The 21019-nt window shown below is 69.7% G+C and carries 21 protein-coding genes and 1 pseudogene; 10 read left to right on the top strand and 12 right to left on the bottom strand.

The window, feature by feature from the left end:
* Positions 1–41: 41 nt before the first annotated feature.
* The 4 genes from OP79_RS36260 to OP79_RS36250 all read right to left on the bottom strand — a co-directional run bounded on the left by OP79_RS36260 (position 42) and on the right by OP79_RS36250 (position 1797).
* On the bottom strand, positions 42–980 hold the full coding sequence (locus OP79_RS36260; protein ID WP_033326401.1) for a MerR family transcriptional regulator: 939 nt from the start codon (positions 978–980) through the stop codon (positions 42–44).
* Between the two features lie 183 nt (positions 981–1163).
* A complete protein-coding gene (locus OP79_RS55510; RefSeq protein ID WP_157857416.1) occupies positions 1164–1334 on the bottom strand; it encodes a hypothetical protein in 171 nt (56 codons plus the stop codon).
* A gap of 38 nt (positions 1335–1372) precedes the next feature.
* Positions 1373–1594, bottom strand: coding sequence for an H/ACA ribonucleoprotein complex subunit GAR1/NAF1 (locus OP79_RS36255; protein WP_051745182.1), 222 nt, complete (start codon positions 1592–1594; stop codon positions 1373–1375).
* Positions 1591–1797 carry a hypothetical protein gene (locus OP79_RS36250; RefSeq protein ID WP_033326399.1) on the bottom strand — a complete coding sequence of 69 codons (207 nt, stop codon included), beginning with the start codon at positions 1795–1797 and terminating at the stop codon, positions 1591–1593. Before OP79_RS36250 ends, OP79_RS36255 begins: the two co-directional genes overlap by 4 nt.
* A gap of 195 nt (positions 1798–1992) precedes the next feature.
* Between OP79_RS36250 and OP79_RS36245 the strand changes: the two genes are divergently transcribed.
* The 5 genes from OP79_RS36245 (at position 1993) to OP79_RS36225 (ending at position 7253) form a co-directional block, all read left to right on the top strand.
* A complete protein-coding gene (locus OP79_RS36245) occupies positions 1993–2841 on the top strand; it encodes a helix-turn-helix domain-containing protein (RefSeq protein ID WP_033326397.1) in 849 nt (282 codons plus the stop codon).
* A gap of 130 nt (positions 2842–2971) precedes the next feature.
* On the top strand, positions 2972–3592 hold the full coding sequence (locus OP79_RS36240) for an ArsR/SmtB family transcription factor (protein WP_157857415.1): 621 nt from the start codon (positions 2972–2974) through the stop codon (positions 3590–3592).
* Complete coding sequence (locus tag OP79_RS36235; protein WP_078492220.1) at positions 3589–4755, top strand: MFS transporter; 1167 nt, start codon at positions 3589–3591, stop codon at positions 4753–4755. The genes OP79_RS36240 and OP79_RS36235 overlap by 4 nt, the downstream gene beginning before the upstream one ends.
* 43 nt (positions 4756–4798) lie before the next feature.
* Positions 4799–5677, top strand: coding sequence for a transposase domain-containing protein (locus OP79_RS52525; RefSeq protein WP_157857414.1), 879 nt, complete (start codon positions 4799–4801; stop codon positions 5675–5677).
* A gap of 97 nt (positions 5678–5774) precedes the next feature.
* Entirely contained in the window at positions 5775–7253 is a 1479-nt protein-coding gene (locus tag OP79_RS36225) for a vanadium-dependent haloperoxidase (RefSeq protein WP_063742064.1), read from the top strand.
* Here OP79_RS36225 and OP79_RS57375 read toward each other — a convergent pair.
* Both OP79_RS57375 and OP79_RS36220 read right to left on the bottom strand, forming a co-directional pair.
* A pseudogene (locus OP79_RS57375) lies at positions 7194–7322 on the bottom strand (XdhC/CoxI family protein); the annotation flags it as partial. The gene OP79_RS36225 and the pseudogene OP79_RS57375 sit on opposite strands and share 60 nt — an antisense overlap.
* Before the next feature lie 348 nt (positions 7323–7670).
* On the bottom strand, positions 7671–8411 hold the full coding sequence (locus OP79_RS36220) for a metallophosphoesterase (protein ID WP_033326393.1): 741 nt from the start codon (positions 8409–8411) through the stop codon (positions 7671–7673).
* Positions 8412–8590: 179 nt separating this feature from the next.
* Here OP79_RS36220 and OP79_RS36215 point away from each other — a divergent pair, with 179 nt between their 5' ends.
* Positions 8591–9208: an ABATE domain-containing protein gene (locus OP79_RS36215; RefSeq protein ID WP_033326391.1), complete on the top strand. Its 618-nt coding sequence runs from the start codon at positions 8591–8593 to the stop codon at positions 9206–9208.
* 175 nt (positions 9209–9383) lie between these two features.
* On the top strand, positions 9384–10028 hold the full coding sequence (locus OP79_RS36210) for a class I SAM-dependent methyltransferase (RefSeq protein ID WP_033326389.1): 645 nt from the start codon (positions 9384–9386) through the stop codon (positions 10026–10028).
* A 49-nt stretch (positions 10029–10077) separates the two neighbouring features.
* On the opposite strand, the gene OP79_RS36205 is transcribed toward OP79_RS36210, so the two are convergent.
* The 5 genes from OP79_RS36205 to OP79_RS36185 are packed head-to-tail and all read right to left on the bottom strand — an operon-like array spanning position 10078 to position 15710.
* The gene (locus OP79_RS36205; RefSeq protein ID WP_033326471.1) at positions 10078–10569 is read right to left on the bottom strand and encodes a GNAT family N-acetyltransferase; all 492 of its coding nucleotides are present in this window, start codon (positions 10567–10569) and stop codon (positions 10078–10080) included.
* A 44-nt stretch (positions 10570–10613) separates the two neighbouring features.
* Positions 10614–11816 (bottom strand): XdhC family protein, encoded by a 1203-nt coding sequence (locus OP79_RS36200; RefSeq protein WP_033326470.1) that lies wholly within the window; start codon positions 11814–11816, stop codon positions 10614–10616.
* Positions 11817–11848: 32 nt separating this feature from the next.
* Complete coding sequence (locus OP79_RS36195) at positions 11849–14242, bottom strand: xanthine dehydrogenase family protein molybdopterin-binding subunit (RefSeq protein ID WP_033326387.1); 2394 nt, start codon at positions 14240–14242, stop codon at positions 11849–11851.
* Positions 14243–14244: 2 nt separating this feature from the next.
* The gene (locus tag OP79_RS36190) at positions 14245–14823 is read right to left on the bottom strand and encodes a (2Fe-2S)-binding protein (RefSeq protein WP_033326385.1); all 579 of its coding nucleotides are present in this window, start codon (positions 14821–14823) and stop codon (positions 14245–14247) included.
* The gene (locus OP79_RS36185) at positions 14823–15710 is read right to left on the bottom strand and encodes an FAD binding domain-containing protein (protein WP_033326383.1); all 888 of its coding nucleotides are present in this window, start codon (positions 15708–15710) and stop codon (positions 14823–14825) included. Before OP79_RS36185 ends, OP79_RS36190 begins: the two co-directional genes overlap by 1 nt.
* 284 nt (positions 15711–15994) lie before the next feature.
* Between OP79_RS36185 and OP79_RS36180 the strand changes: the two genes are divergently transcribed.
* Both OP79_RS36180 and OP79_RS36175 read left to right on the top strand, forming a co-directional pair.
* On the top strand, positions 15995–17668 hold the full coding sequence (locus OP79_RS36180; RefSeq protein ID WP_033326381.1) for a PucR family transcriptional regulator: 1674 nt from the start codon (positions 15995–15997) through the stop codon (positions 17666–17668).
* Between the two features lie 153 nt (positions 17669–17821).
* Positions 17822–18595, top strand: coding sequence for a hypothetical protein (locus tag OP79_RS36175; protein WP_033326469.1), 774 nt, complete (start codon positions 17822–17824; stop codon positions 18593–18595).
* Between the two features lie 211 nt (positions 18596–18806).
* Here OP79_RS36175 and OP79_RS36170 read toward each other — a convergent pair whose 3' ends face one another.
* Positions 18807–19691 (bottom strand): GntR family transcriptional regulator, encoded by an 885-nt coding sequence (locus OP79_RS36170; protein WP_425428655.1) that lies wholly within the window; start codon positions 19689–19691, stop codon positions 18807–18809.
* Positions 19692–19845: 154 nt separating this feature from the next.
* Here OP79_RS36170 and OP79_RS36165 point away from each other — a divergent pair, with 154 nt between their 5' ends.
* The gene (locus OP79_RS36165) at positions 19846–20721 is read left to right on the top strand and encodes a (2Fe-2S)-binding protein (RefSeq protein ID WP_033326380.1); all 876 of its coding nucleotides are present in this window, start codon (positions 19846–19848) and stop codon (positions 20719–20721) included.
* The last annotated feature ends 298 nt before the right edge of the window (positions 20722–21019 follow it).

Below are 21019 nucleotides of genomic sequence, written 5' to 3'. Positions count from 1 at the left end.
TGCCGGCCGCGTCCGGCCCATGCCGCCTTGCGACCGCCCCGTCATCGCTGTGTCCGGAAGCGCAGAGCCTGGACGGACCAGTCGAACACTGGAGCCAGACTCTCCGGGGCCGGCCAGCCGTTGACCACTGCGAGCAGCTGGAGGTACCGCTCCCTGCGGGGGTCGTTCACGCTCTCCAGCCGAGTCGTCAGTCGGCGGCGGAGCTCGACGTCGTCTGGGCGGCCGAGAAGATGCGCGCAGTGCGCCGTGAACGTCGCGACGATCGGATCGGCCTGGGGCGAGGCCGGGTCGATGCCGGCGGTCAGGGCCGGGCCGACCAGGTCACGGACGACTGCGGCAATGTCGCGGCGCGGGCCCATGGTGTCGCTTTGGGCCTGCTCGGCCGCCTGGTCCTCGACCATCCGCCGTACGCCGGCGCGGAAATCCGAGTCCAGGGAAAGTTCGGCCAACTCCACCCATGCCTGGACTTGTTCCGCCTCGGGGTTGTCGGGCAGCTCGGGGGTCATCGAGCGCATGACTCCCGCGAATGCGGGGGCAGCGTCAAGACCGCCGAAGACGGCATCGAGAAAATCGCCGATCACACGTCGGCGTTCATCCTCGGAGAGCTGGGCCAGCCGGTGCATGAGTTCTGTCTCCTCAGGGGTGGACCCGCGCTCAGCCACCGCCGTCAGCACCGCGTGCCGCAGGCGCAGGATGCGGATCTGCACTGCCAGTGCTTCGGCGTGCGCCCTCGCGACCTCGGGAAGCGAGAGTTCCCGGTCCACGACCTTGCGGATCGTGGGAAGGTCCAGTCCCAGCTCGCGCAGGGTCCGCACGAGGTCCAGGCGTGCGACGGCGTCGATGTTGTAGAGGCGGTAGCCGGCCGGGCTGCGGTCCATCGGCGCCACGATTCCGCGATCGGAGTAGAACCGAATGGTCTTGACCGTGAGACCGGTCCGCCGAGCGAGCTCGCCGATCGAGTAGAGCGTGTCGCTGTCCATGTCCCCACCTTGGCGTCTCCCCCTACTGGAGACTCAAGCCCCTATGTCTGCCAGCAACCGACCACTCCTCTTCCACAAATTCGTGGTCGACTACCGGCGGGCGCTGTTCGGTGAGATCCCCGAGAGACAACGCGAGTTCAGGCCGCCGACCCGATCCGCCCGCTCCGTCTGCTGTCCGGAGCCCTACGCGTCGGGCTCCGCGCGTCCCTTCACCACGCGCCACAGCTTCCGCGCCGTAGGGCAGATGCCCTCCACGCAGTCGGGGCACGTCGAGGCATGCTCGATGTACGCGCGGTACGCCGTTTGGTGCCGGACGTATTCGCCGTCGCCGATCACGGACTGTAGGTGGCTCACGCCACCGCCACCGTCGCGCCGTTGCCACTCCACTCCACTCACGGCAGCTCTCCCCGGCTCCGCGCGTTGGCCAGGGCCACGCCTGCCGATAGTCTCTCCGCCACCGTGGCGGGCCTCAGCGGGCCACGCGCGTCCCATTCCCGCCCGCCACCGGGCGGCTTGAGCTGCCAGTACGGGCCGACGCGGTCCATGACCCGGCCGACCTTGCGCGTCGCCTCGTCCCATACGAGATCACCGATCTCCGGTGTGTATCCGTTCATACGCACCCCCGCTGGATCACGTCGGCCAACCGCAGCGCGACATCCGCGCGCACCCGGCCGAGGGCGATCAGGTTCAGTGAGGGCGACGCCACGTCCGCCCTCAGCGACGGCAGCACGATCCCTGCCGCCGTCAGTGCTTTCCGCAGAGTTTCGACCGCCGCTGTGACATCCGTGGTGTTCGGCTCTTGCCGCGCTGTGACCATGAACTCAGCGTCGTCGGTGGCCAGTTGAGAGGGCTAGCATCCATACTCAGTTATTCGCGATACCGAGTCACCCATAGCCGTTTATATCCACGAGGGCGCGACGTATCTGCACCGCCCGGCCTCGAGCACGGTGATGAGGAGTTCGCGGCGGGTCTGGCCGCGAAGTAAGCAGAAGCAAGCAGGTGAGCGGAACCGGTGACAACGGACTACCAGCAAGCGCGCGAAGCGCTCGGGGTACGGCTGCGCGAGCTGCGGCTGTCTGCCCCTGATGGACGACTCACCGGTTCCGGGCTGGCCCGGCGGCTCGGCTGGCCGCAGCCGAAGATCAGCAAGCTGGAGAACGGCAAGCAGACCGCCACGCCCGAGGACCTGCGGGCGTGGGCGGAGGGGACCGGGCAGCCGGACGCGTATGACGAACTCCTCGCCAGGCTCGGAGGGTTCGAGTCGCACATCCGGTCGTGGCGGCGGCAGCTCGCCTCCGGGCACAAGCCCGTACAGGACATGCATCTGGCCGCACACGCCGACGCTTTCGTGTTCCGGGGCTGGGAGTCCTCCATGGTCATGGGCATCCTCCAGACACCGGACTACGCCCGGCACATCTTCACCCGGTACGCCGAACTCCAGCAGTCTCCCCGGGACACAGAGGAAGCCGTGCGCTCCCGCATCAAACGGCAGGATGCGCTGTACGACCCCGCGAAGCGTTTCCACCTCATCATGTGGGAGGCCGCTCTCCGGGCGCTGATCTGCCCGCCGTCCGTCCTGGCCGCCCAGCTCGACCGACTGGCCGGGGTGATCGGCCTGGACACGGTCGAGTTGGGAATCATCCCGTTCAGCGCCTCGCTCAAGATCCCGCCCGCCACGGCGTTCTGGATGTACGACGACAGCCGCGTGATCGTCGAGACCTGGCACTCCGAGCTGTGGATCGAGGACGAGGCCGGCGTGAACACGTACCTCCGTACCTGGAACGCGCTGAAGGAGTCCGCCGTGTACGGCTCGGACGCGCACCGGGCCATCAGCGCCGCGCGCCGGACCCTCAACGTCTGACACCCGCTGTGCCCGCAGCCGTCCTTCAACGCCCGCTTGGGATCAGCCCATCGGGTGCCGAGCGATGGGCGGCCGGGGCCCTCAGGACGGTCTACGCGGCCGAGGTGGTCCGCCGTTCCTGAGAAGCCACGTGAAGAGTATTGAGAAGAAATCTTTGCATAGATATCTTCTCATCATGCCTGAATTACGACCACGCGCGCTGTCCGACATCGACGCACTCAAGGCCCTCGCTCACCCGCTGCGCCAACAACTGGTGACCTGGCTTCAGCGTCATGGTCCGGCCACGTCTGCCGACCTGGCCGCCGAGTTCGGTGAGGACCGCGGCGCGACCAGCTATCACCTGCGGCAACTGGCCCGGTTCGGGTTCATCGAAGAGGACACGGACCGCTCATCCGGGCGTCGCAAGTACTGGCGGGCCATCCCACAGGACGTGCGGCTGCCGCGCCGCCCGACGGAACCCGAGGTTGCTGTCGCCGCCGAGGAGATCGGCCGGCAATGGATGGAGCGTGCTGATCGTGACCTGACCGCCTACCTGTCCCACAGAGAGGCGTTCGGCGAATTCGCCGCCAGCGCCATGCACTCCTTCGGCAGCACCATGCTCACCGCTGAGGAACTGGCCGAGTTCGGTGAGGAGTACATCGCCTTCCTCAAACGCTGGCACCGGGAACCTGGCCAGGCGCCCCCCGGCAGCCGGCACATCTCCGTGGTGTTCCATGCCTTCCCCACCCCTGACAGCGGGGACGTGTCATGACCGCCCCGACCGCCGAAAAAACCGCCGAACGGCCCTCGTTATGGCGCAACCGTGAGTTCGTCGCCCTGTGGAGCGGTCAGGTCGTCTCGACCCTGGGCGCCCAGATCAGCGGGACGGCGATGCCGCTGCTTGTGCTGGCGACCACCGGATCGCCCTCCGACGCCGGGATCGTCGGAGCCGCCGGCACGCTCCCCTTCCTCATCGCTCACCTGCCGGCCGGAGCGCTGGTGGACCGGTGGAACCGCCGCAAGATCCTGCTGATCAGCGAACTCGTCGCGGGACTGGCACTCTCCACCGTCCCGATTGCCCTGTGGTGGGGCAAACTCACGGTCACGCACCTCGCCGTGGTCGCCTTCATGCAGGGACTGTGCTTCGTCTTCTTCGGGCTGGCCGAGCGCGCCGCACTCCCGAAGATCGTCCCTGTCGCGCTCCTGCCCACCGCAGTGGCCCATAACGAGGCCAGGACCCGCGGTGCGGCTCTGGCCGGTCCTCCCCTGGGCGGCATGCTCTTCGGCATCGACCGCGCCGTGCCTTTCCTGGCCGATGCGGTCTCGTACGTCATTGCCTCCATCGTTCTGCTGTTCATCCGAAGCGACCTGCAGAACGAGACGAAGCCTCCATCAGAGCCTCTGTGGCAGGCGACCACCGCAGGTTTGCGCTGGGTCTGGCGCCACCCCCTGATCCGCGCAGCGATCCTGTTGATCGCCGTCAGCAACATGGTCTTCCAGGCTCTCGTATTGATCCTGGTCGTCCTCGCCCAGCACCAAGGCGCCACATCCACCACCATCGGGATGATGCTCGGCATCTACAGCGGTGGTGGTCTGATCGGCGCACTCGCGGCGAGCAGGCTCCACCGTCACTTCAAGCCCAAGACCGTCATCGTCGGCGTCAATTGGATCTGGGCTGCGCTTCTGCCTCTGTTCGCACTCACGTCGAGCCCTGTGCTGATCGGCGCCATCGGTGCTGCCACCGCCTTCGTCGGACCGTTGTGGAACGTCGTGATCACCACCTACATGACCGTCCTGGTTCCCAACGAGCTACTGGGGCGTGTCACCAGCGCGGCCATGACCCTGTCCTGGGGGGTCATGCCGCTGGCCTCCCTCGGTGCCGGATACCTGCTCACCACCATCGGACCGATCGGCTCCGTGTTGAGTTCCCCATAGACAGGAGATCGACCAAGATCCTTCTGTCGTACGAGGAACTCCGTTGGATGCTCGGTGTCGCGCCCTGCCCGCAACAACCACCACTTCCCTGGCCGGAGACCAGTCATCCTCTCCGCGGCCCGTCCCCGCCGAGCTGCGCTTCGGCGAACACGTACGCTTTGGCGTCCTGCCCAGGGTAATCACGCCTCAGGCCGTTGACGAAGTGATCGAACGGGCTGGAGCCCGCGAGAAGCGACGACGGCTCCTGCCCGCCCGTGCGGTGATGTATTTCGTCCTGGCGCTGTACCTGTTCAGCAGCGCGGACAGTGCCGGACCTCCGGGTTACCGGGCCGTACTGCGAATGCTTACGGAGCAGTTGCGGCACCTGCCGGGCTGGGGGATGCAGAAGCTTCCCACCAGTGCGGCGCTGACCCGGGCCCGACAACGCCTTGGGTCCAAGGCGCTGCAGTTGCTGTTCGAGGGGCAGTGCGGCCACCTGGCCAGGGACGCCGACCGGGGCGTCTTCGCCTTCGGTCTGCGGCTGACAGCCTGGGACGGAACCGTCCTGGACGTCCCCAACTCGCCAGGAAACAGCGCTGAGTTCGGATACTCGGGCCGCACGGGCGTCAACCAGAGCTGGAACCCTCAACTGCGGGTCATGGCACTGTTCGAGTGCGGGACCACGCTCTGGTCGACGCGGTCTTCGACTCCGTGGACCGCTTCAGCGAACACAAACCCGCCCGCCGCTTTCTGGCCTCCCTCACCGAGGGCACTCTGCTACTGGCCGACCGGAACTTCGCCGGGTACGAACTATGGGGCCTGGCCCGCACCACCGGAGCCCACTTGGCCTGGAGGATCAAGAAGCGCCCGGAGGGCGCTCCGGCCGAGTGCTCCCGGCGGAGCCGGCGCATTCGTCGCCGAGGTGACGGACATCCGGGTGTGAACCCCGTCGGACTGTCGATGATTGTCGATGTAACGACAAAACTGACCCCTGCCTTTAGGCTCGGACAATCTGTCACCGACAAGCCCATGGGGGTCTCGTGACACAACGCCCGCTCGCCGGATCATTCAGAGGGTTACGCCGTATCGCGGTCCTCACCGTACTCGCCCTGACCGTCCCACTGACGGCCACCACCGCCGAGGCACACAGCGGCGTGGAGGCCGCCCCGGGCAATCCCGTCATCGCCTGGAACATCCACGCCCAGACCGCCATCTACGACACCGCCAAGCAGTCGCCCACCACCAGCACCCGCAGCTTCGCCATCGTGCAGGGCGCCGTGTACGACGCGGTCAACGCCGTCGCCGGCCGTCCGTACGAGCCCCTGGTCAGCGCGCCCCGCAGCCGCCCCGGGGACTCCACCGCCGCGGCGGTCGCCGCGGCCGCCCACGACACGCTGCTGTGGCTCTTCCCCGGGCAGGCCGAGTCGCTGAACGCCCGGTACGACGAGGCGCTGGCCGCGATCCCCGACGGCCGCGCCGAGGACGGCGGGGTGACCGTCGGCAGGGCCGCCGCCGCGGCGATGACCGAGAGCCGCCGTGACGACGGCTTCGACCCCACCGCGCCGTGGACCGTCGGCACCGAGCCGGGCGAATACCGGCTCACCCCGCCCGGCTACGTCAACGTCGGCGCCTGGGTGCCGAACCTGAAGCCGTTCGTCGTCCCCGACGCCGGCGCCTACCGGGTCAAGCCCCCGCCGGCCCTGACCGGCGCCGCCTGGGCCCGCGACCTGAACGAGGTCAAGAGCCTCGGCGCGGCCACCAGCACCGTCCGTACCGAGGACCAGACCGAGGCGGCGATCTGGTGGGACGACCCCCGGATGGTCGAATGGTCGATCACCCGGCAACTCGCCGGCGCGCACCGCCTGAGCAGCCTCCGGACGGCCCGGCTGCTCGCCATGGTGTACGTGGCCTCCGCCGACACCCTGATCGCCTGCTACAAGGCCAAGGCGCACTGGAACTTCTGGCGCCCAGTGACGGCCATTCCGCTCGCCGGCACCGACGGCAACGCGGCCACCGATCCCGACCCGGACTGGACGCCGCTGCGGGTCACCGCCCCGTCGCCGGAGTACCCGTCGGGCCACGCCTGCTTCACCACGGCGGTCATGACGGTCCTGGGGTCGTTCTTCGGCCGTGACGACCTCACGTTCGCCGCGTACAGCCCCGCCTCCGGCACGACCCGCCACTACGACAGCCTTCAGGCGGCGACAGCCGAACTCCTGGAGGCGCGAATCTGGGCCGGCGTGCATTACCGCTTCGCCTCCGAGCACGGGCACCGGCTCGGGCTGACGGTCACCCTCGACGTCCTGAACCGCGCCTTCCAGAGGCGCGAGCATCCAACGGAGTTCCTCGTACGACAGAAGGATCTTGGTCGATCTCCTGTCTATGGGGAACTCCGTTGCTGCGTGGGGCTTTCGCCGGACAACCACTCAAATCGGGCAGAGTTCACAGAGCTGGAGCCCTTACGGACTCGCTCCCCAACTCCGCCACCTATGGATCGGCGTATGCGCCCCGGTCAGTGAAACCCCGCTCCCCCCACGCCGGTTGGCGACGATCTCCGACGCGATCGACAGCACCGTCTCCTCCGGCGTTGCCTCGCTGGGAGCGCTCAGGCTGACCCTGTACGAGATCGCTGAACGCTGAACTCCCTTGCGCCTCCCGGCCTTTCGAGGCCGGGAGGGGCTCTCTGTTGTTGCCTCCTCAGCCCCGGCGTGCTGCGTTCAGGACATCTGTGCGAGCGACGCCTGGGGGGGGCACCCGGGCCGGTGACTGTGCCGAGGATGACGGGAAGAGCCTGACGGCGGCCGCTGTCGGTGACGCGTTGGATCAGCAGGGCCAGGCTGGCTCCGGGGGTGGCGACCGGGGGAAGGCCCGCCACCAGGAACCCCGCGACGGCGTAGGGATGGACCACGATGCCTCCGGATCGTGCGAGCGGGGGATCAGAGCACGATGCGGTAGTGGGTGGTCAGGCGCCGGTCGTCGGACAGGATGTGGAACGCAAGGCCGGGCGGCTGGTCGCGGTCTGCGGCCTTGTCGCCTTCCCAGGGCATGCGCAGGGTCCAGGTGATGGCCGGTCCGACGATCAGCGGACGCGCGGCAAAGGTCGAGGCGGCCGCGGTGTGGGCGTGGCCCGTGAGGACGGCGGCGACCTGCGGATGCGCGTCGAGCAAGTCGGCCAGTTGTCCGGGCTCTTCGAGCATGCCGGAGTCGGGCAGGGGGTGATGGAGTTCGACCGGCGGCTGGTGGAAGGCGATCAGTGCCGCGGTGTCCTGCGGCAGCGCGGTGAGGGTGGTGTCGATCCAGGCGAGTGTTTGGGCGTCGAGGCGTCCCTCGTCGCGGCCGGGGATGGTGGAGTCGCACATCAGGATGGTGGTGCCGGCGATGTGGTGGGCCTGATTGATGGGGCCGTGGTCGGACGCCTTTCCGAGCAGGGCCTTGCGGTAGGCCGGTCGCGCGTCGTGGTTTCCGGGGCAGGTGAGCACGGGGAAGGGGGCGGTCAGGATCTGAGCTGCTTCCTCGTACTCGGCCTCCTCGCCGTGATCGGCGATGTCCCCAGTGACCAGGAGCGCGTCAACCGGGTGGGGCAGGGCTCGCAAGTAGTCCATGACGCGGGTAGCGCGTCGGGTTGCCCTTTCGCTGCCGTCCAGGTGTAGGTCGCTGATTTGTGCAAGCAGCGTCATTCCGTAGTCGCCTCCAATGGCGGGCTCAGCCGCCGTCCTGTGCCAGGGCAGGTGTCTCCCGCTCCACCCACTCCAGTATCTAACGGAAATTTTTTATTTACCGTTAGGGACCTTAGGGTGTGCGTAGGGATGTGATCAAGTGGCTGACGACCGGGCACCGAGCTGGAAGGGGATGCCTTGTGGAGCGCTGGCTGGCACTGGAACTGGCGAGCACGATTCGCCACGACGGAGATGGCGGCGTCGCCGATGACCTCGCCACGGTCCAGGGAACAACGCACTGGATCCAAGAGCAGGAGGATCTGCTGGCCGGCCACATTCCGGTTGGAGAACTCGCAGCGGATGAAAACCTCAGGCTCGGGATCATCGAGCTTCGGCAGGCAGTCCGGGCCCTGTTCGCCCGAGTGGTCAGTCCCGCTCCCCCCAGCCCAGCAGACGCCCACCGCCTGATGACTGCCGACCAGGCAATGGCCCACCTCAACACGGCTGCCGCGAGGGAACTGGTCGCCCCGCAGATCGACTGGCCCGTCGAAGGAGTCCCTACCGCCCGACTGCTGTCGGCGGAAAACGATCCGTACGTTCGGCTTGTCGCGGCCCTGGCCCGAGCCGCCATCGACTTTCTCAGCGGCCCGCAGCGCACGGAGTTGCGATCCTGCACCGCGCCCCGCTGCGTGCGCTACTTCGTCAAGAGCCACGGGCGGCAGGAGTGGTGCAAGCCGTCATGCGGAAACCGCGCCCGGGCAGCTCGCCACTACAGGCGTCACCACACGGCAGTTGATAGCGGTTCTGCCCCGTCCTGATCGCTCAGGGGCTACCCCGAGTCCGCCCAGCAGCGGTGATGGGCGGTGAACGCGCCCCACCTCGTTGCTCTTGTCCGGGCGAGTGCCCGCTTCGAACGCGGTCAGCTCGTCGGGCGCCCCACCCTGGTGGCAGCATGAACTGCCTTCAACCCAACCCTCAGGGAGGCATCTCGTCGTGTCCGACCTCGACAGCCAGGTTCCCTACTGGGATGCCGCCGCGGCCACGAAGACCTTCACCCACCCCCTCCATCTGCCCTGGCTCGACGAGATCGGCAGGCATGCCGCGATCCTCGACTACGGATGCGGTTACGGCCGCACCATGGAGGAGCTCGAACAGCACGGCTTCGACAACCTCACGGGCACCGACACCTCGCCAGGAATGATCCAACGGGCCCGCCACCTGCACCCCACCATGCGCTTTGCAGCCCTGGACGCACCACCGATCTCGCCTTACCCGGACGCCGGCTTCGACGCAGTTCTCCTGTTCGCCGTGCTGACCTGCGTCCCCAGCGACGAAGCGCAACACCGGTTGATCGCCGAGCTGAACCGCATCCTCAAGCCCGGCGGGATCCTCTGTATCAGCGACCTTCTGCTGCAAGACGACGAACGCAACCGCAGCCGCTATGCCGACCGCTACGGCAGCCATGGCGTGTTCGAGACCGGCGATGGTGCGGTCTGCCGCCACCACTCCCGCGAGTGGCTCTCCACCCTGCTCACCCGGTTCGAAACCGTCGACACCCGGACCATCACGGTGGCCACCATGAACGGGCATGAGTCAATGGGGATCCAGATCCTCGCCCGCAAGCCCACGGCGACATGAGCGCAGCTCAGATCCACAGGTATCGACCATGACTCCCCGATGTGGGCGATCAGCCAACGGCGGCGAGCTGACGCCGGTACCGGATGCCAGGGCGTCCGTCGAGCGTAATGTCCCCCACCGGGGTGAACCCGTTCCGTGCGAGTACGGTCATGGACGCCGGGTTGTCGAGGGTGGTGCGCGCCCTGAGTGCGGAGAGCCGGTAGGTCGTGGCGGCGAGGCGGCACGCTTCTGCGACCGCGGCGGTCGCGACGCCCCGGCCCGTGGCACGCTCGGCAATCCTGTAGCCGAGTTCGGCACCCTCCTCGTCGATGTCGACGAGGTTGACGCGGCCGATCAGGTCCCCCTGCTCGTCGAGGACGACATGGAAGTGGCATTCGCCGGCGTCCTGCTCAGCGAGGCGGGCGAGGTGGCGGGAGGCGAACTCGGCGAAGAACGCGTCACCCCGATCCGGCACGGACCGCGCGAAGTACTCCCGGTTCTCCTGCTCGAAAGCCAGCAGGGCAGGCGCGTGGTCGTCACGGAGCCTCTCCAGCCTCAACATGCCCGGCAGCATACGCAACGATGATCGCGTCCGGACGTCAGGTGTCAGGCCACCGACCCGATCCGCCCCGCCGGGACCGTCGCCGACGTCGCGTCATGGTGGATCGGCATATGCGCCCCGGTCAGTGAAACCCCGCTCCCCCCACGCCGGTTGGCGACGATCTCGGCGGCGATCGACAGGGCCGTCTCCTCAGGCGTACGCGCCCCGAGATCCAGCCCGATCGGTGACCTGAGCCGCGCCAACTCCAGCTCTGTCACGCCTACTTCACGCAGGCGCGCGTTGCGGTCCAGATGCGTGCGCCGGGAGCCCATCGCGCCGACGTACGCGACCTGCAGCCGCAGCGCCAACCGCAGCAGGGGTACGTCGAACTTGGCATCGTGCGTGAGGACACACAGGACCGTGCGGGCGTCCACCGACGTCCGCTCCAGGTACCGGTGCGGCCACTCGACCACGACCTCGTCCGCCTCCGGGAAGCGGGCCGCCGTCGCGAAGACGGGGCGGGCGTCGCACACCGTCACGTGGTAACCGAGGAACTTGCCGATGCGGACCAGCGCCGAGGCGAAGTCGATGGCGCCGAAGACGATCATCCGCGGCGGCGGCACCGACGACTCGACCAACACCGTGAGCGGTGCTCCGCAGCGAGATCCCTGCTCTCCGATCTCCAGGGTGCCGGTGCGGCCCGCGTCCAGAAAGGCACCCGCCTCGGCCGCCACCGTGCGGTCCAGCTCGGGATGGGCGCCGAATCCGCCCTCGTACGAGCCTCCCCCAGCCTCCGGCCGGGGGGACCCCCATCTCGCTTCGCTCGGACGTACGAGCAGGGCGCGGCCCAGCAGCTCCCCCGGCCCGGAGACGATGCGCGCGACCGCCGCCGCCTCCCCGCGCGCGGCGGCGGACAGAGCCGACGCGAACACCTCCCGGTCGGAGGCCGAGGCCCGTACCGGCGTCACCAGGATGTCGATGACGCCGCCGCACGTCAGGCCCACCGCGAAGGCGTCCTCGTCGCTGTAGCCGAAGCGCTCCAGAACCGGGACCGACTCCCCGTCCGCCAACGCCTGTTGGCACAGTTCGTACACCGCACCCTCCACACAGCCCCCGGAGACCGAGCCGATCGCCGTGCCCTCGGAGTCCACCGCGAGGGCCGCGCCGGGCCCGCGCGGCGCGCTGCCGCCGACGGCCACCACGGTGGCCACGGCGAAGTCGCGGCCCTGCTCGACCCACCGGTGCAGCTCTTGGGCGATGTCCAGCATCTCGGTCTCGCTCTCCTCTCCGCCCCGGAGGGTCACATGCCGGTAAGGTGCTCCGGCCGTACCGGCGTCCTGTTCAGCTCCAAGCCCGTCGCGTTCCGAATGGCCGCAAGGACAGCCGGAGTTGACGAAAGTGTCGGGGCCTCCCCGACACCCCGCAACCCGTACGGCGCATGCGCGTCGGCCAGTTCGAGTACGTCGACGGGCATCGTCGGCGTGTCCAGGATCGTGGGGATCAGGTAGTCCGTGAAGGAGGGGTTGCGGACCTTCGCCGTCTTCGGGTCGACGAGGATCTCCTCCATGACCGCCATGCCCAGGCCCTGGGTCGTACCGCCCTGGATCTGGCCGACGACGGACAGCGGGTTGAGGGCCTTGCCGACGTCCTGGGCACAGGCCAACTCGATGACCTTCACCAGCCCCAGCTCGGTGTCGACCTCGACCACGGCCCGGTGCGCGGCGAACGAATATTGCACGTGTCCGAAGCCCTGCCCGGTATGCCGGTCGAACGGTTCGGTCGGCCGGTGCCGCCATTCCTCCTCGACCTCGACCGACTCGTCCTCGAGTACGTCCACCAGGTCGGCAAGCACCTCACCGCCGTCGGTGACGACCTTGCCGCCCTCCAGCAGTAGCTCGGCAGTGGCCCAAGCCGGGTGATATGTACCGAACTTGCGGCGCCCGATCTCCAGGACCCGCTCGCGGACCAGTTCGCAGGCGTTCTTGACGGCGCCGCCAGTGACGTACGTCTGACGGGATGCCGAAGTCGAACCCGCGGAACCCACCTGCGTGTCGGCCGGCTGGATCGTCACCTGGGTGACGCCGAGCTCGGTGCGGGCGATCTGCGCGTGGACGGTGACGCCGCCCTGGCCGACCTCCGCCATCGCGGTGTGGACGGTGGCGACGGGCTCGCCGCCGACAACCTCCATGCGGACGCGGGCAGTCGAGTAGTCGTCGAAGCCCTCGGAGAAGCCGACGTTCTTGATGCCGACCGCGTACCCGACACCCCGTACGACGCCTTCGCCGTGCGTGGTGTTGGACAGGCCGCCCGGCAGCTGGCGTACGTCCGCGCCCTCGGAGCTCTCCCACTGGCGCTCCGGCGGCAGGGGCATCGCCTTGACGCGGCGCAGGAGTTCGGCGACCGGGGCGGGCGAGTCGACGGGCTGGCCGGTCGGCATGATCGTGCCCTGCTCCATGGCGTTGAGCCGGCGGAACTCGACCCGGTCCATGCCGACCTTGTCGGCGAGCTTGTCCATCTGCGCCTCGTACGCGAAGCAGGCCTGCACCGCGCCGAAGCCGCGCATGGCGCCGCAGGGCGGGTTGTTGGTGTAGAGGGCGAGGGCTTCGATGTCGACGTTGTCGATGACGTACGGGCCCGCGCCGAGCGAGGCGGCGTTGCCGACGACGGCCGGTGAGGCGGAGGCGTACGCGCCGCCGTCCAGGACGATGCGGGCCTTCAGGTGCGTCAACTTGCCGTCCTTCGTTGCCCCGTGCTCGTAGAAGAGCTTCGCGGGGTGGCGGTGGACGTGGCCGAAGAAGGACTCGAAGCGGTTGTAGACGATCTTCACCGGCTTGCCCGTGCGCAGCGCCAGCAGGCAGGCGTGGATCTGCATCGACAGGTCCTCGCGCCCGCCGAACGCGCCGCCGACGCCGGACAGCGTCATCCGCACCTTCTCCTCGGGCAGGCCGAGGACCGGGGCGATCTGGCGGAGGTCGGAGTGCAGCCACTGGGTGGCGATGTAGAGGTCGACGCCGCCGTCCTCCGCGGGGACCGCGAGTCCCGACTCCGGGCCGAGGAAGGCCTGGTCCTGCATGCCGAAGGTGTACTCGCCCGTGACGACGAAGTCGGCGCGGCGGCGGGCCTCCTCGACGTCTCCGCGGATGATCGGCTGGCGGTGGAGGATGTTGGGGTGGGTGACGTGGGCGGCGTAGTGATCTGTGCGGTTCTCGTGGATCAGCGGCGCGTCGGGGGCCGTGGCGGTCAACTCATCAGTGATGACCGGGAGTTCGCGGTACTCGACCTTGATCTTCGCGGCGGCGCGGCGTGCGGTCTCCGGGTGGTCGGCGGCGACGATCGCGACGGGCTCGCCGTGGTGGCGTACGCGGCCGTGGGCCAGTACGGGGGTGTCCGGGAACTCCAGGCCGTAGTGCCGTATGTCGGTCGGCAGGTCGTCGTACGTCATGACGGCGTACACGCCGGCCTGGGCGAGGGCTTCGGAGGTGTCGATCGACACGATCTCCGCGTGGGCCACCGGGGAGCGCAGGATCTGGCCCCACAGCATGTCCTCGTGCCACATGTCGGAGGAGTACGCGAACTCGCCGGTGACCTTGAGTGTGCCGTCAGGGCGGAGTGTGGACTCGCCGATGCCGCCCTTGGTCTGTGAGCCCTGGGTGACCTTGGTGGGGGTGCCGAGAGGAGCGTTGTTGCCGGTCATGCTCAGACCGCCTCCGACTGCCTGGCGGCCGCGAGGCGGACCGCGTTCATGATCGTCTCGTAGCCGGTGCAGCGGCAGAGGTTGCCCGACAGCGCCTCGCGGATGTCCGCGTCGGTCGGGGTCGGGTTGCGCTCCAGCATCTCGTCGGCCGCGACCAGCAGACCGGGGGTGCAGAAGCCGCACTGCACGGCGCCTGCGTCGATGAACGCCTGCTGGACGGGGGAGAGTTGGGTGCCTTCGCCGGTCTGTGAGTCGGTGCCGTGCGCCGACCACCCTTTGGCCGCGTCGAGGGACGTACCGCAAGATCCGGTCGCGCATCCCGCGTCACGCTGCTTGGCGTACTCCGCAAGCCCCTCGACCGTGACGACCTCGCGCCCCTCGACCTGGCCCGCCGCGACCAGACACGAACACACCGGTACGCCGTCGAGCCGCACCGTGCACGAGCCGCACTCCCCCTGCTCACAGGCGTTCTTGGCACCCGGCAGCCCCAGGCGCTCCCTCAGCACATACAGCAGGGACTCGCCCTCCCAGACGTCGTCGGCTTCCTGTGGGCGGCCGTTGACCGTGAAATTGACGCGCATTACGCAGCTCCCTCCGTGGCGGCGGTGCCGCGGTACGACTCCCAGGTCCAGGTGAGCGTCCGGCGGGCCATGATGCCCACCGCGTGGCGGCGGTAGCTCGCGGTGCCCCGGACGTCGTCGATCGGGTTGCAGGCGGCGGCGCACAGGTCCGCGAACTGCTTGGCGACCGACGGGGTGATGATCTTGCCGTTGTCCCAGAAGCGGCCCTCTTCGAGCGCCGCGTTCAGGAACTCCTCGGCGGCCTTGGCCCGGACGGGCGTGGGCGCGGCCGAGCCGATGCCGGTGCGGACGGTACGCGACGACGGGTGCAGGGCCAGGCCGAAGGCGCACACAGCGATCACCATGGCGTTGCGGGTGCCGACCTTGGAGAACTGCTGCGGTCCTTCGGCCTTCTTGATGTGTACGGCCCTGATCAGCTCGTCGGCGGCGAGCGCGTTGCGCTTCACGCCGGTGTAGAAGTCGTCGATCGGGATGCGGCGGGAGCCTCGTACGGACTCGACCTCGACCTCGGCGCCCGCGGCGAGGAGCGCGGGGTGGGCGTCGCCGGCCGGAGAGGCGGTGCCGAGGTTGCCGCCCACGCCGCCGCGGTTGCGGATCTGCGGGGAGGCCACGGTGTGCGAGGCGAGGGCGAGGCCCGGCAGTTCGGCCCGCAGGTGCTCCATGATCTGGGTGTAGGGGACGGAGGCGCCGAGCCGGACCGTCTCCTCGCCGACCTCCCAGTCGCTCAGCTCGCCGATGCGGTTCAGGTCCAGGAGGTACTCGGGCCGGCGGTGGTCGAAGTTGATCTCGACCATCACATCGGTGCCGCCCGCAATCGGCACGGCGGTGGGGTGCTCGGCCTTCGCGGCGAGCGCCTCCTCCCAGCTGCCGGGGCGAAGGAAGTCCATGATCGGCTCTCTTCTTCGTATCGAGGGGCGTTCCGTTTGAGCCAGGTCGGGGACGGCGGCATCGGCTCGTTCAGATGCTGTTCACAGGGCTTGAGGTCAGTAGACCGCGGCTGCCCGCACCCAGGTCAGTCACACAAACCATGAAGGAGTCGGCTGGCCAGGGCGATCGTCTTGTAGATTCGTCCGAACGGGGGGCGCCGGCAACCTCATCGTTTTCCTCGGGAAACACCGGACACGGTCCCCGGGAACCAGAGATTTCCAGACAAGGAACGGCGGCGACGAGAATGCGGCTGCGCGCACTGCTGGACACCGATGCGCTGGGCCTCAGGCTGCTCGGCGGCGAGAACGAGCTGGACCGCAGCGTGCGCGGGGTGATGACCACGGATCTGCGGGACCCCAGCCGCTATCTCTCGGGCGGCGAACTGGTCCTCACGGGTCTCGCGTGGCGGCGCAGCGCGGCGGACTCCGAGCCTTTCGTACGGATACTCGTGGCCGCCGGGGTCGCGGCCCTGGCGGCCGGTGAGGCCGAGCTGGGCGACGTCCCCGACGATCTGGTGCTGGCCTGCGCCCGGCACCGGCTGCCGCTGTTCGCCGTCGACGAGTCGGTGGCCTTCGCGACGATCACCGAGCATGTCGTACGGCAGGTCTCGGGCGAGCGGGCCGGGGATCTGGCGGCCGTGGTGGACCGGCACCGGCGGATGATGACCTCCGGACCGGCGGGCGGGGGCCCGGACGTGGTCCTGGACCTGCTCGGCTCCGATCTGGACCTGCGGGCCTGGGTGCTGTCCCCCGCCGGGCGGGCGATCGCGGGCGCGAACCTCTCGGGGCCCGGGCTGCCCGCCGAGGTCTGCGCGAAGCTGGCCGCCGAGCACCTGGCGGCGGTGCGCACGGGGCGGCGCGGGCCGTACCGCGTGTCGGTGGGCGGTACGACGTACTCCCTGTTCGCGATCCTCAGCAGCGGGCGGGGGGCGGCGGCCTCGCGCGACGTACGCGAGACGGTGCTGTCGGACTGGCTGCTCGTGGTGGAGGCGGACGCCGGGGACTGGCCGGAGGAGCGGCTCGACCTGCTCCACGGGGTGACGCAGTTGATCGCGGTGGAGCGGGACCGGCGGGACGCGGCGCGTACGGTGCGCCGTCGGCTCGCGCAGGAGGTGCTGGAGCTGGTGCAGGCCGGTGCCGCGCCCGCGGAGATCGCGGCGCGGCTGCGGGTCGCGGCGCCCGTGCTGCTGCCGGGGCTCGGTGCGGCCCCGCAGTGGCAGGTCGTGGTGGCCCGTGTCGAGTGGGACGGCGGGGAGATCGAGGGCGGCCCGGTGGCCCAGTCGCTCCTCGAGGAGATTCTCGTCGACCCGCTGTCGTCCGGACCCGAGCCCTCCGACCGGATCGCGGTGGCCCATACGGGCGAGGAGGCGATCGCGCTCGTACCTCTGCAGGCCGTGACCTCCGAGCACGACGGGCCGGAGCCGGGGCTGCTCGCCGACGCGCTGCTGGCGGCCGTCCGCGGCCCGCTGTCGGCGGGCCTGAACGACGACGGGCGGCTCACGCTCGGCGTCAGCGCGGCCGTGCACTCGGCGGAGGGACTGCGGGGCGCGCTGGAGGAGGCCCGGCACGCACGCCGGGTCGCCGCCGCTCGTCCCGGGAGGGTGTGCGCGGCGGGGCATCAGGAGCTGGCCTCGCATGTGCTGCTCCTGCCTTTCGTACCGGACGACGTACGCCGGGCCTTCACGGCTCGCCTCCTTGATCCCCTACGGGACTACGACCGCCGGCATCGCGCCGAGCTGATCCCCACGCTCGAGGCGTTTCTCGACTGCGACGGCTCCTGGACGCGGTGCGCGGGCCGACTGCATCTGCACGTCAACACGCTGCGCTACCGGGTCGGCCGTATCGAGCAGTTGACGAGTCGCGACCTCTCGCGGCTCGAGGACAAGCTGGACTTCTTCCTGGCGTTGCGGATGAGCTGAGGTCACAGGGACGTGGATCTGGAGGCACGAAGTGCCACTCCTTGCACCATGACTTTGTGAAATCCTTCACCCACCCCCTTGGCCAGGCGCGCGGATTCATGCTGAGATGCGGCCACCACTCAACAGCTCAATGGTGTGCTCGGGGAGGGCAACGTGGCGTATCCCGCCATGTCTGGTTACGGAACCGCTGCAGGGGACGATCCAGTCCAGACCGCGGTATGGCGGCTGCGCTCGCGTGCCTGCTGGGCCGACGCAGCCGCCCTTCTCGAGCCCGTCACGGCGGGCGCGGCGCTCCAGCGGGCCTCGCTCCTCGTCGAGCGGTGCCTCTACACCGAGCAGGGCTGGGCGGAGGCCGAGGACGCGCTGCGTACGGCGGAGGCGCTGGCACGCAGTGACGACGAGCGGGGTGCGGCGGCCTGCGAGCGCGGGCAGCTGGCGTACGCGGCCACGCTGCTCGGCGTACGCGACCGGGCGGACGAGGCGCGGGCCGCGCTCGGCCGGGCGGCGGCGCTGATCGCGCCGGGCGCTCCGGGCCGGGCCCTGCTCGACTTCCGGCGCGGGCTCCTCGCCGAGAACCTCGCGCACTCCCCGCAGGCGGCCCGCGCCGCATACCGTCGCGCCCACGCCGGCGCGACCGCTCAGGACGACGCGCTGCTGCTCTCCTTCACCTGGCGCCACCTCGCCGGACTCGCCCTGCGGGAAGGGGAGTTGGCGGAGGCCCGACACGGCTTCACCGAATCGCTGCGGATCCGCGAGGAGCTGGGCTACCTGGTCGGCACGGCGCCCGCGCTGGCCTCCCTCGCCGACGCCGAGATCGAGCCGGAAGCGTCCCGGCTGCGAGCCGAGGCGGCGCGCCTGTTCCGGCTCCTCGGGGGCGTACCGACGTGGCTGGCACCACGGTTGGCACCGCCGGCGGCTACGGCGTGAGGGTGCCGGGCTGCGCGCCCCTGAAAGGAGGCCGCAGGCCCTCCTTTCAGGGGCGCGGGACTGTGCCAATATGCGGCTCCGCCGCGTGGGCGCGACCAGCCACGACGAACCCGCAGCTTCGAACGCACCCCAGGCCACTCAGGGGCGCGAGGAACTGCGCGACCAGCCCCCACCGGCCCGCAGCCGAATCACTGCACCCCCAGCGGAGCGCCTACGTGCACGTGAAGTGATCCCGCACGAGGGACTGCGTCGTCGCCAAGTCCCTGTCGATCAACGCGCTGAGGAGCGCAGCGTGTTCGGCGGCGTTCGCCGTCAGGGCGGCCCGGCGGCGGGAGCCGGGGCCGGTGACGAGGGGCCACTGGGCGCGGCGGTGCAGGTCGTCGGCGATCCGTACCAGCTGCTCGTTGCCCGAGAGGGCGAGCACGGCGCGGTGGAAGGCGCGGTCGGACTCGACGTAGGTGGCCCGGCAGCCGGTCGAGGCGGCCCGTGCCGTCGCCTCGGCGAGCGGGCGCAACTCCGCCCAGCGCTCGGCGGGCACGCTCCGAGCCAGCCGCTGCATCACGGGCGCTTCGAGCAGCACCCGGATCTCGGCAAGCTCGGCCAACTCCCGCGCCCCACGCTCGACAACGCGGAACCCTCGGTTCGGCACCACCTCCACGGCCCCCTCGACCGCAAGCTGCTGCATGGCTTCGCGTACGGGCGTCGCGGAGACCCCGAAGCGCTCACCGAGCAGGGGGGCGGAGTAGACCTCACCAGGCACGAGCTCTCCGCCCATGAGGGCGACGCGGAGGGCATCGAGGATCTGCCCTCGGACGGAGGACCGCTGGACGACGGGGCGGGGGGCTGCCGCCCGGGGGGACGGGATCGGGATCTCGCTGTGGGTGTGCTCGCCTCGGGCGGAGTCCGAGCGTGCGGCAGCGTCCCGTGGCGTGTCCTGGCGACCGCCCTCACGCTCCCGGTCCGCATCCGCCGCCCCCTGCTGCGGGGGCACCCTGGCCGCCCCCGTCCTCGGGCGGGCGTCCGCCGCCGGGTGCGCCTGAGCCGACGTATCCCCCGCTTCCCCGGCGGAGCCGTCACGCTGGCCGGCCTGGTTCACGGGGGCCTCCTCCGGAGTTGGCGGTACTTGTGGTCATTGCGGGTGATGTGGCCGTACGTCCTGCACGATAGGCGGAGCGAGCGGCAGTTCAAACCTCGAACACATCGGCTAAGGTAAGCCTTACCTGTAAACGAGCGTGATCGGTGGTCTTTATATGTCCGTTCCCGCCCAGGCCGCAGCCTCGCCCGGCGCCCCCGCAAGCCCGACGCACTCAGTTGTCACGGAGGCGTACGACCGCCTGACCAAGGCGTATCCCTACCTGGGCATCACGGAACTCGGCCCCGAGGAACCGGCCCCGCAGGGCAACGGCTGGGTCACCGTCGACGGGCTCGCGGCGGGCGGAGAAGACCTCGACGCGTTCCTCGCGTGGGACGAGGCACAGACGCTCAGGGACTACGGACAGCAGGCCCGCCCCGACGTCATCGCCAGCTTCGGCCTGCACCGGTACGCCTGGCCGGCCTGCCTGCTGTTCACGTTGCCGTGGTTCCTGCTGCGCCGCGTGCCCCGTTTCCCCCTGGAGAACGTCTCCTACCAGCGCGAGCTCGGCCGCATGGCGGTGCGGGTCGGCGAGTTCGCCTGCCTGCCGGACGACCCGGCGGCCACGCTGCCCGGCGCCCGTGTCGTACCGGACGAGGAGGCGCTGCGCGAGGAGGTACGGGCGGCCGTCGCCGAGCACCTGGAACCGGTACTCGGCGGCTTCGGCCCCCGGATGCGCCGCCGTGGCCGCGCCCTGTGGGGCACGGTGACCGACGACCTGGTCGAGAGCCTCCACTACATCGGTCAGCAACTCGGCGAGGAGCCGCGCGTGATGGCCGAGTTGGAGCGGCTGCTCCCGGGCACGACCCGCCCGTACGTCGGCACGCCCGCGTTCCGCGAACTGACCGGCCCGTGCGGCGAGTCGCTGTCCACCCGCGACCGGGCCAGCTGCTGCTTCTTCTACACCCTGGTCCCCGAGGACACCTGCGCCAACTGCCCCCGCAACAGCGACGAGCTCCGCATCGAGAAGCTGACGGCGGCAGCGGCCGGCTGACGGCCCGCACGGTGCCTGGGCGGCGGCAATTCGGCTGCCGCCACGGCCGGTCGAGAGCCACCGAAGGCTGAAAACCACCCCGCGGGTTACAGGCGATTCACAACTTCCTCACTTGTCGCAGGAACTATCCGTGGAACCACCGATACGGGTAGTCTTATTCGCACTCAACCCTCGCCCCTCGCTCGAAAGTTCGAGCAGAACGTCGCCCTGCGCATCCCCTTGCACTCCCTTGGCGGCCTCTTGCGCCGAAACCCTCTGAGGGCCGACGGGATTGGGCCAATATGGCGGGCGTTACGCC

It is taken from the genome of Streptomyces yerevanensis (assembly GCF_000716805.1).
Classification (GTDB): Bacteria; Actinomycetota; Actinomycetes; order Streptomycetales; family Streptomycetaceae; genus Streptomyces; species Streptomyces flaveus.
The sequence above is the reverse complement of the archived record's forward strand: the minus strand, read 5'-3'. Positions and strand labels throughout refer to the sequence as shown.

Coding starts and splice junctions, on each gene's coding strand:
- OP79_RS36260 (WP_033326401.1), bottom strand. CDS start 980: ATGGACAGCGACACGCTCTACTCGATCGGCGAGCTCGCTCGGCGGACC.
- OP79_RS36255 (WP_051745182.1), bottom strand. CDS start 1,594: ATGAACGGATACACACCGGAGATCGGTGATCTCGTATGGGACGAGGCG.
- OP79_RS36250 (WP_033326399.1), bottom strand. CDS start 1,797: ATGGTCACAGCGCGGCAAGAGCCGAACACCACGGATGTCACAGCGGCG.
- OP79_RS36235 (WP_078492220.1), top strand. CDS start 3,589: ATGACCGCCCCGACCGCCGAAAAAACCGCCGAACGGCCCTCGTTATGG.
- OP79_RS36220 (WP_033326393.1), bottom strand. CDS start 8,411: ATGACGCTGCTTGCACAAATCAGCGACCTACACCTGGACGGCAGCGAA.
- OP79_RS36205 (WP_033326471.1), bottom strand. CDS start 10,569: ATGTTGAGGCTGGAGAGGCTCCGTGACGACCACGCGCCTGCCCTGCTG.
- OP79_RS36200 (WP_033326470.1), bottom strand. CDS start 11,816: ATGCTGGACATCGCCCAAGAGCTGCACCGGTGGGTCGAGCAGGGCCGC.
- OP79_RS36195 (WP_033326387.1), bottom strand. CDS start 14,242: ATGACCGGCAACAACGCTCCTCTCGGCACCCCCACCAAGGTCACCCAG.
- OP79_RS36190 (WP_033326385.1), bottom strand. CDS start 14,823: ATGCGCGTCAATTTCACGGTCAACGGCCGCCCACAGGAAGCCGACGAC.
- OP79_RS36185 (WP_033326383.1), bottom strand. CDS start 15,710: ATGGACTTCCTTCGCCCCGGCAGCTGGGAGGAGGCGCTCGCCGCGAAG.
- OP79_RS36180 (WP_033326381.1), top strand. CDS start 15,995: ATGCGGCTGCGCGCACTGCTGGACACCGATGCGCTGGGCCTCAGGCTG.
- OP79_RS36165 (WP_033326380.1), top strand. CDS start 19,846: ATGTCCGTTCCCGCCCAGGCCGCAGCCTCGCCCGGCGCCCCCGCAAGC.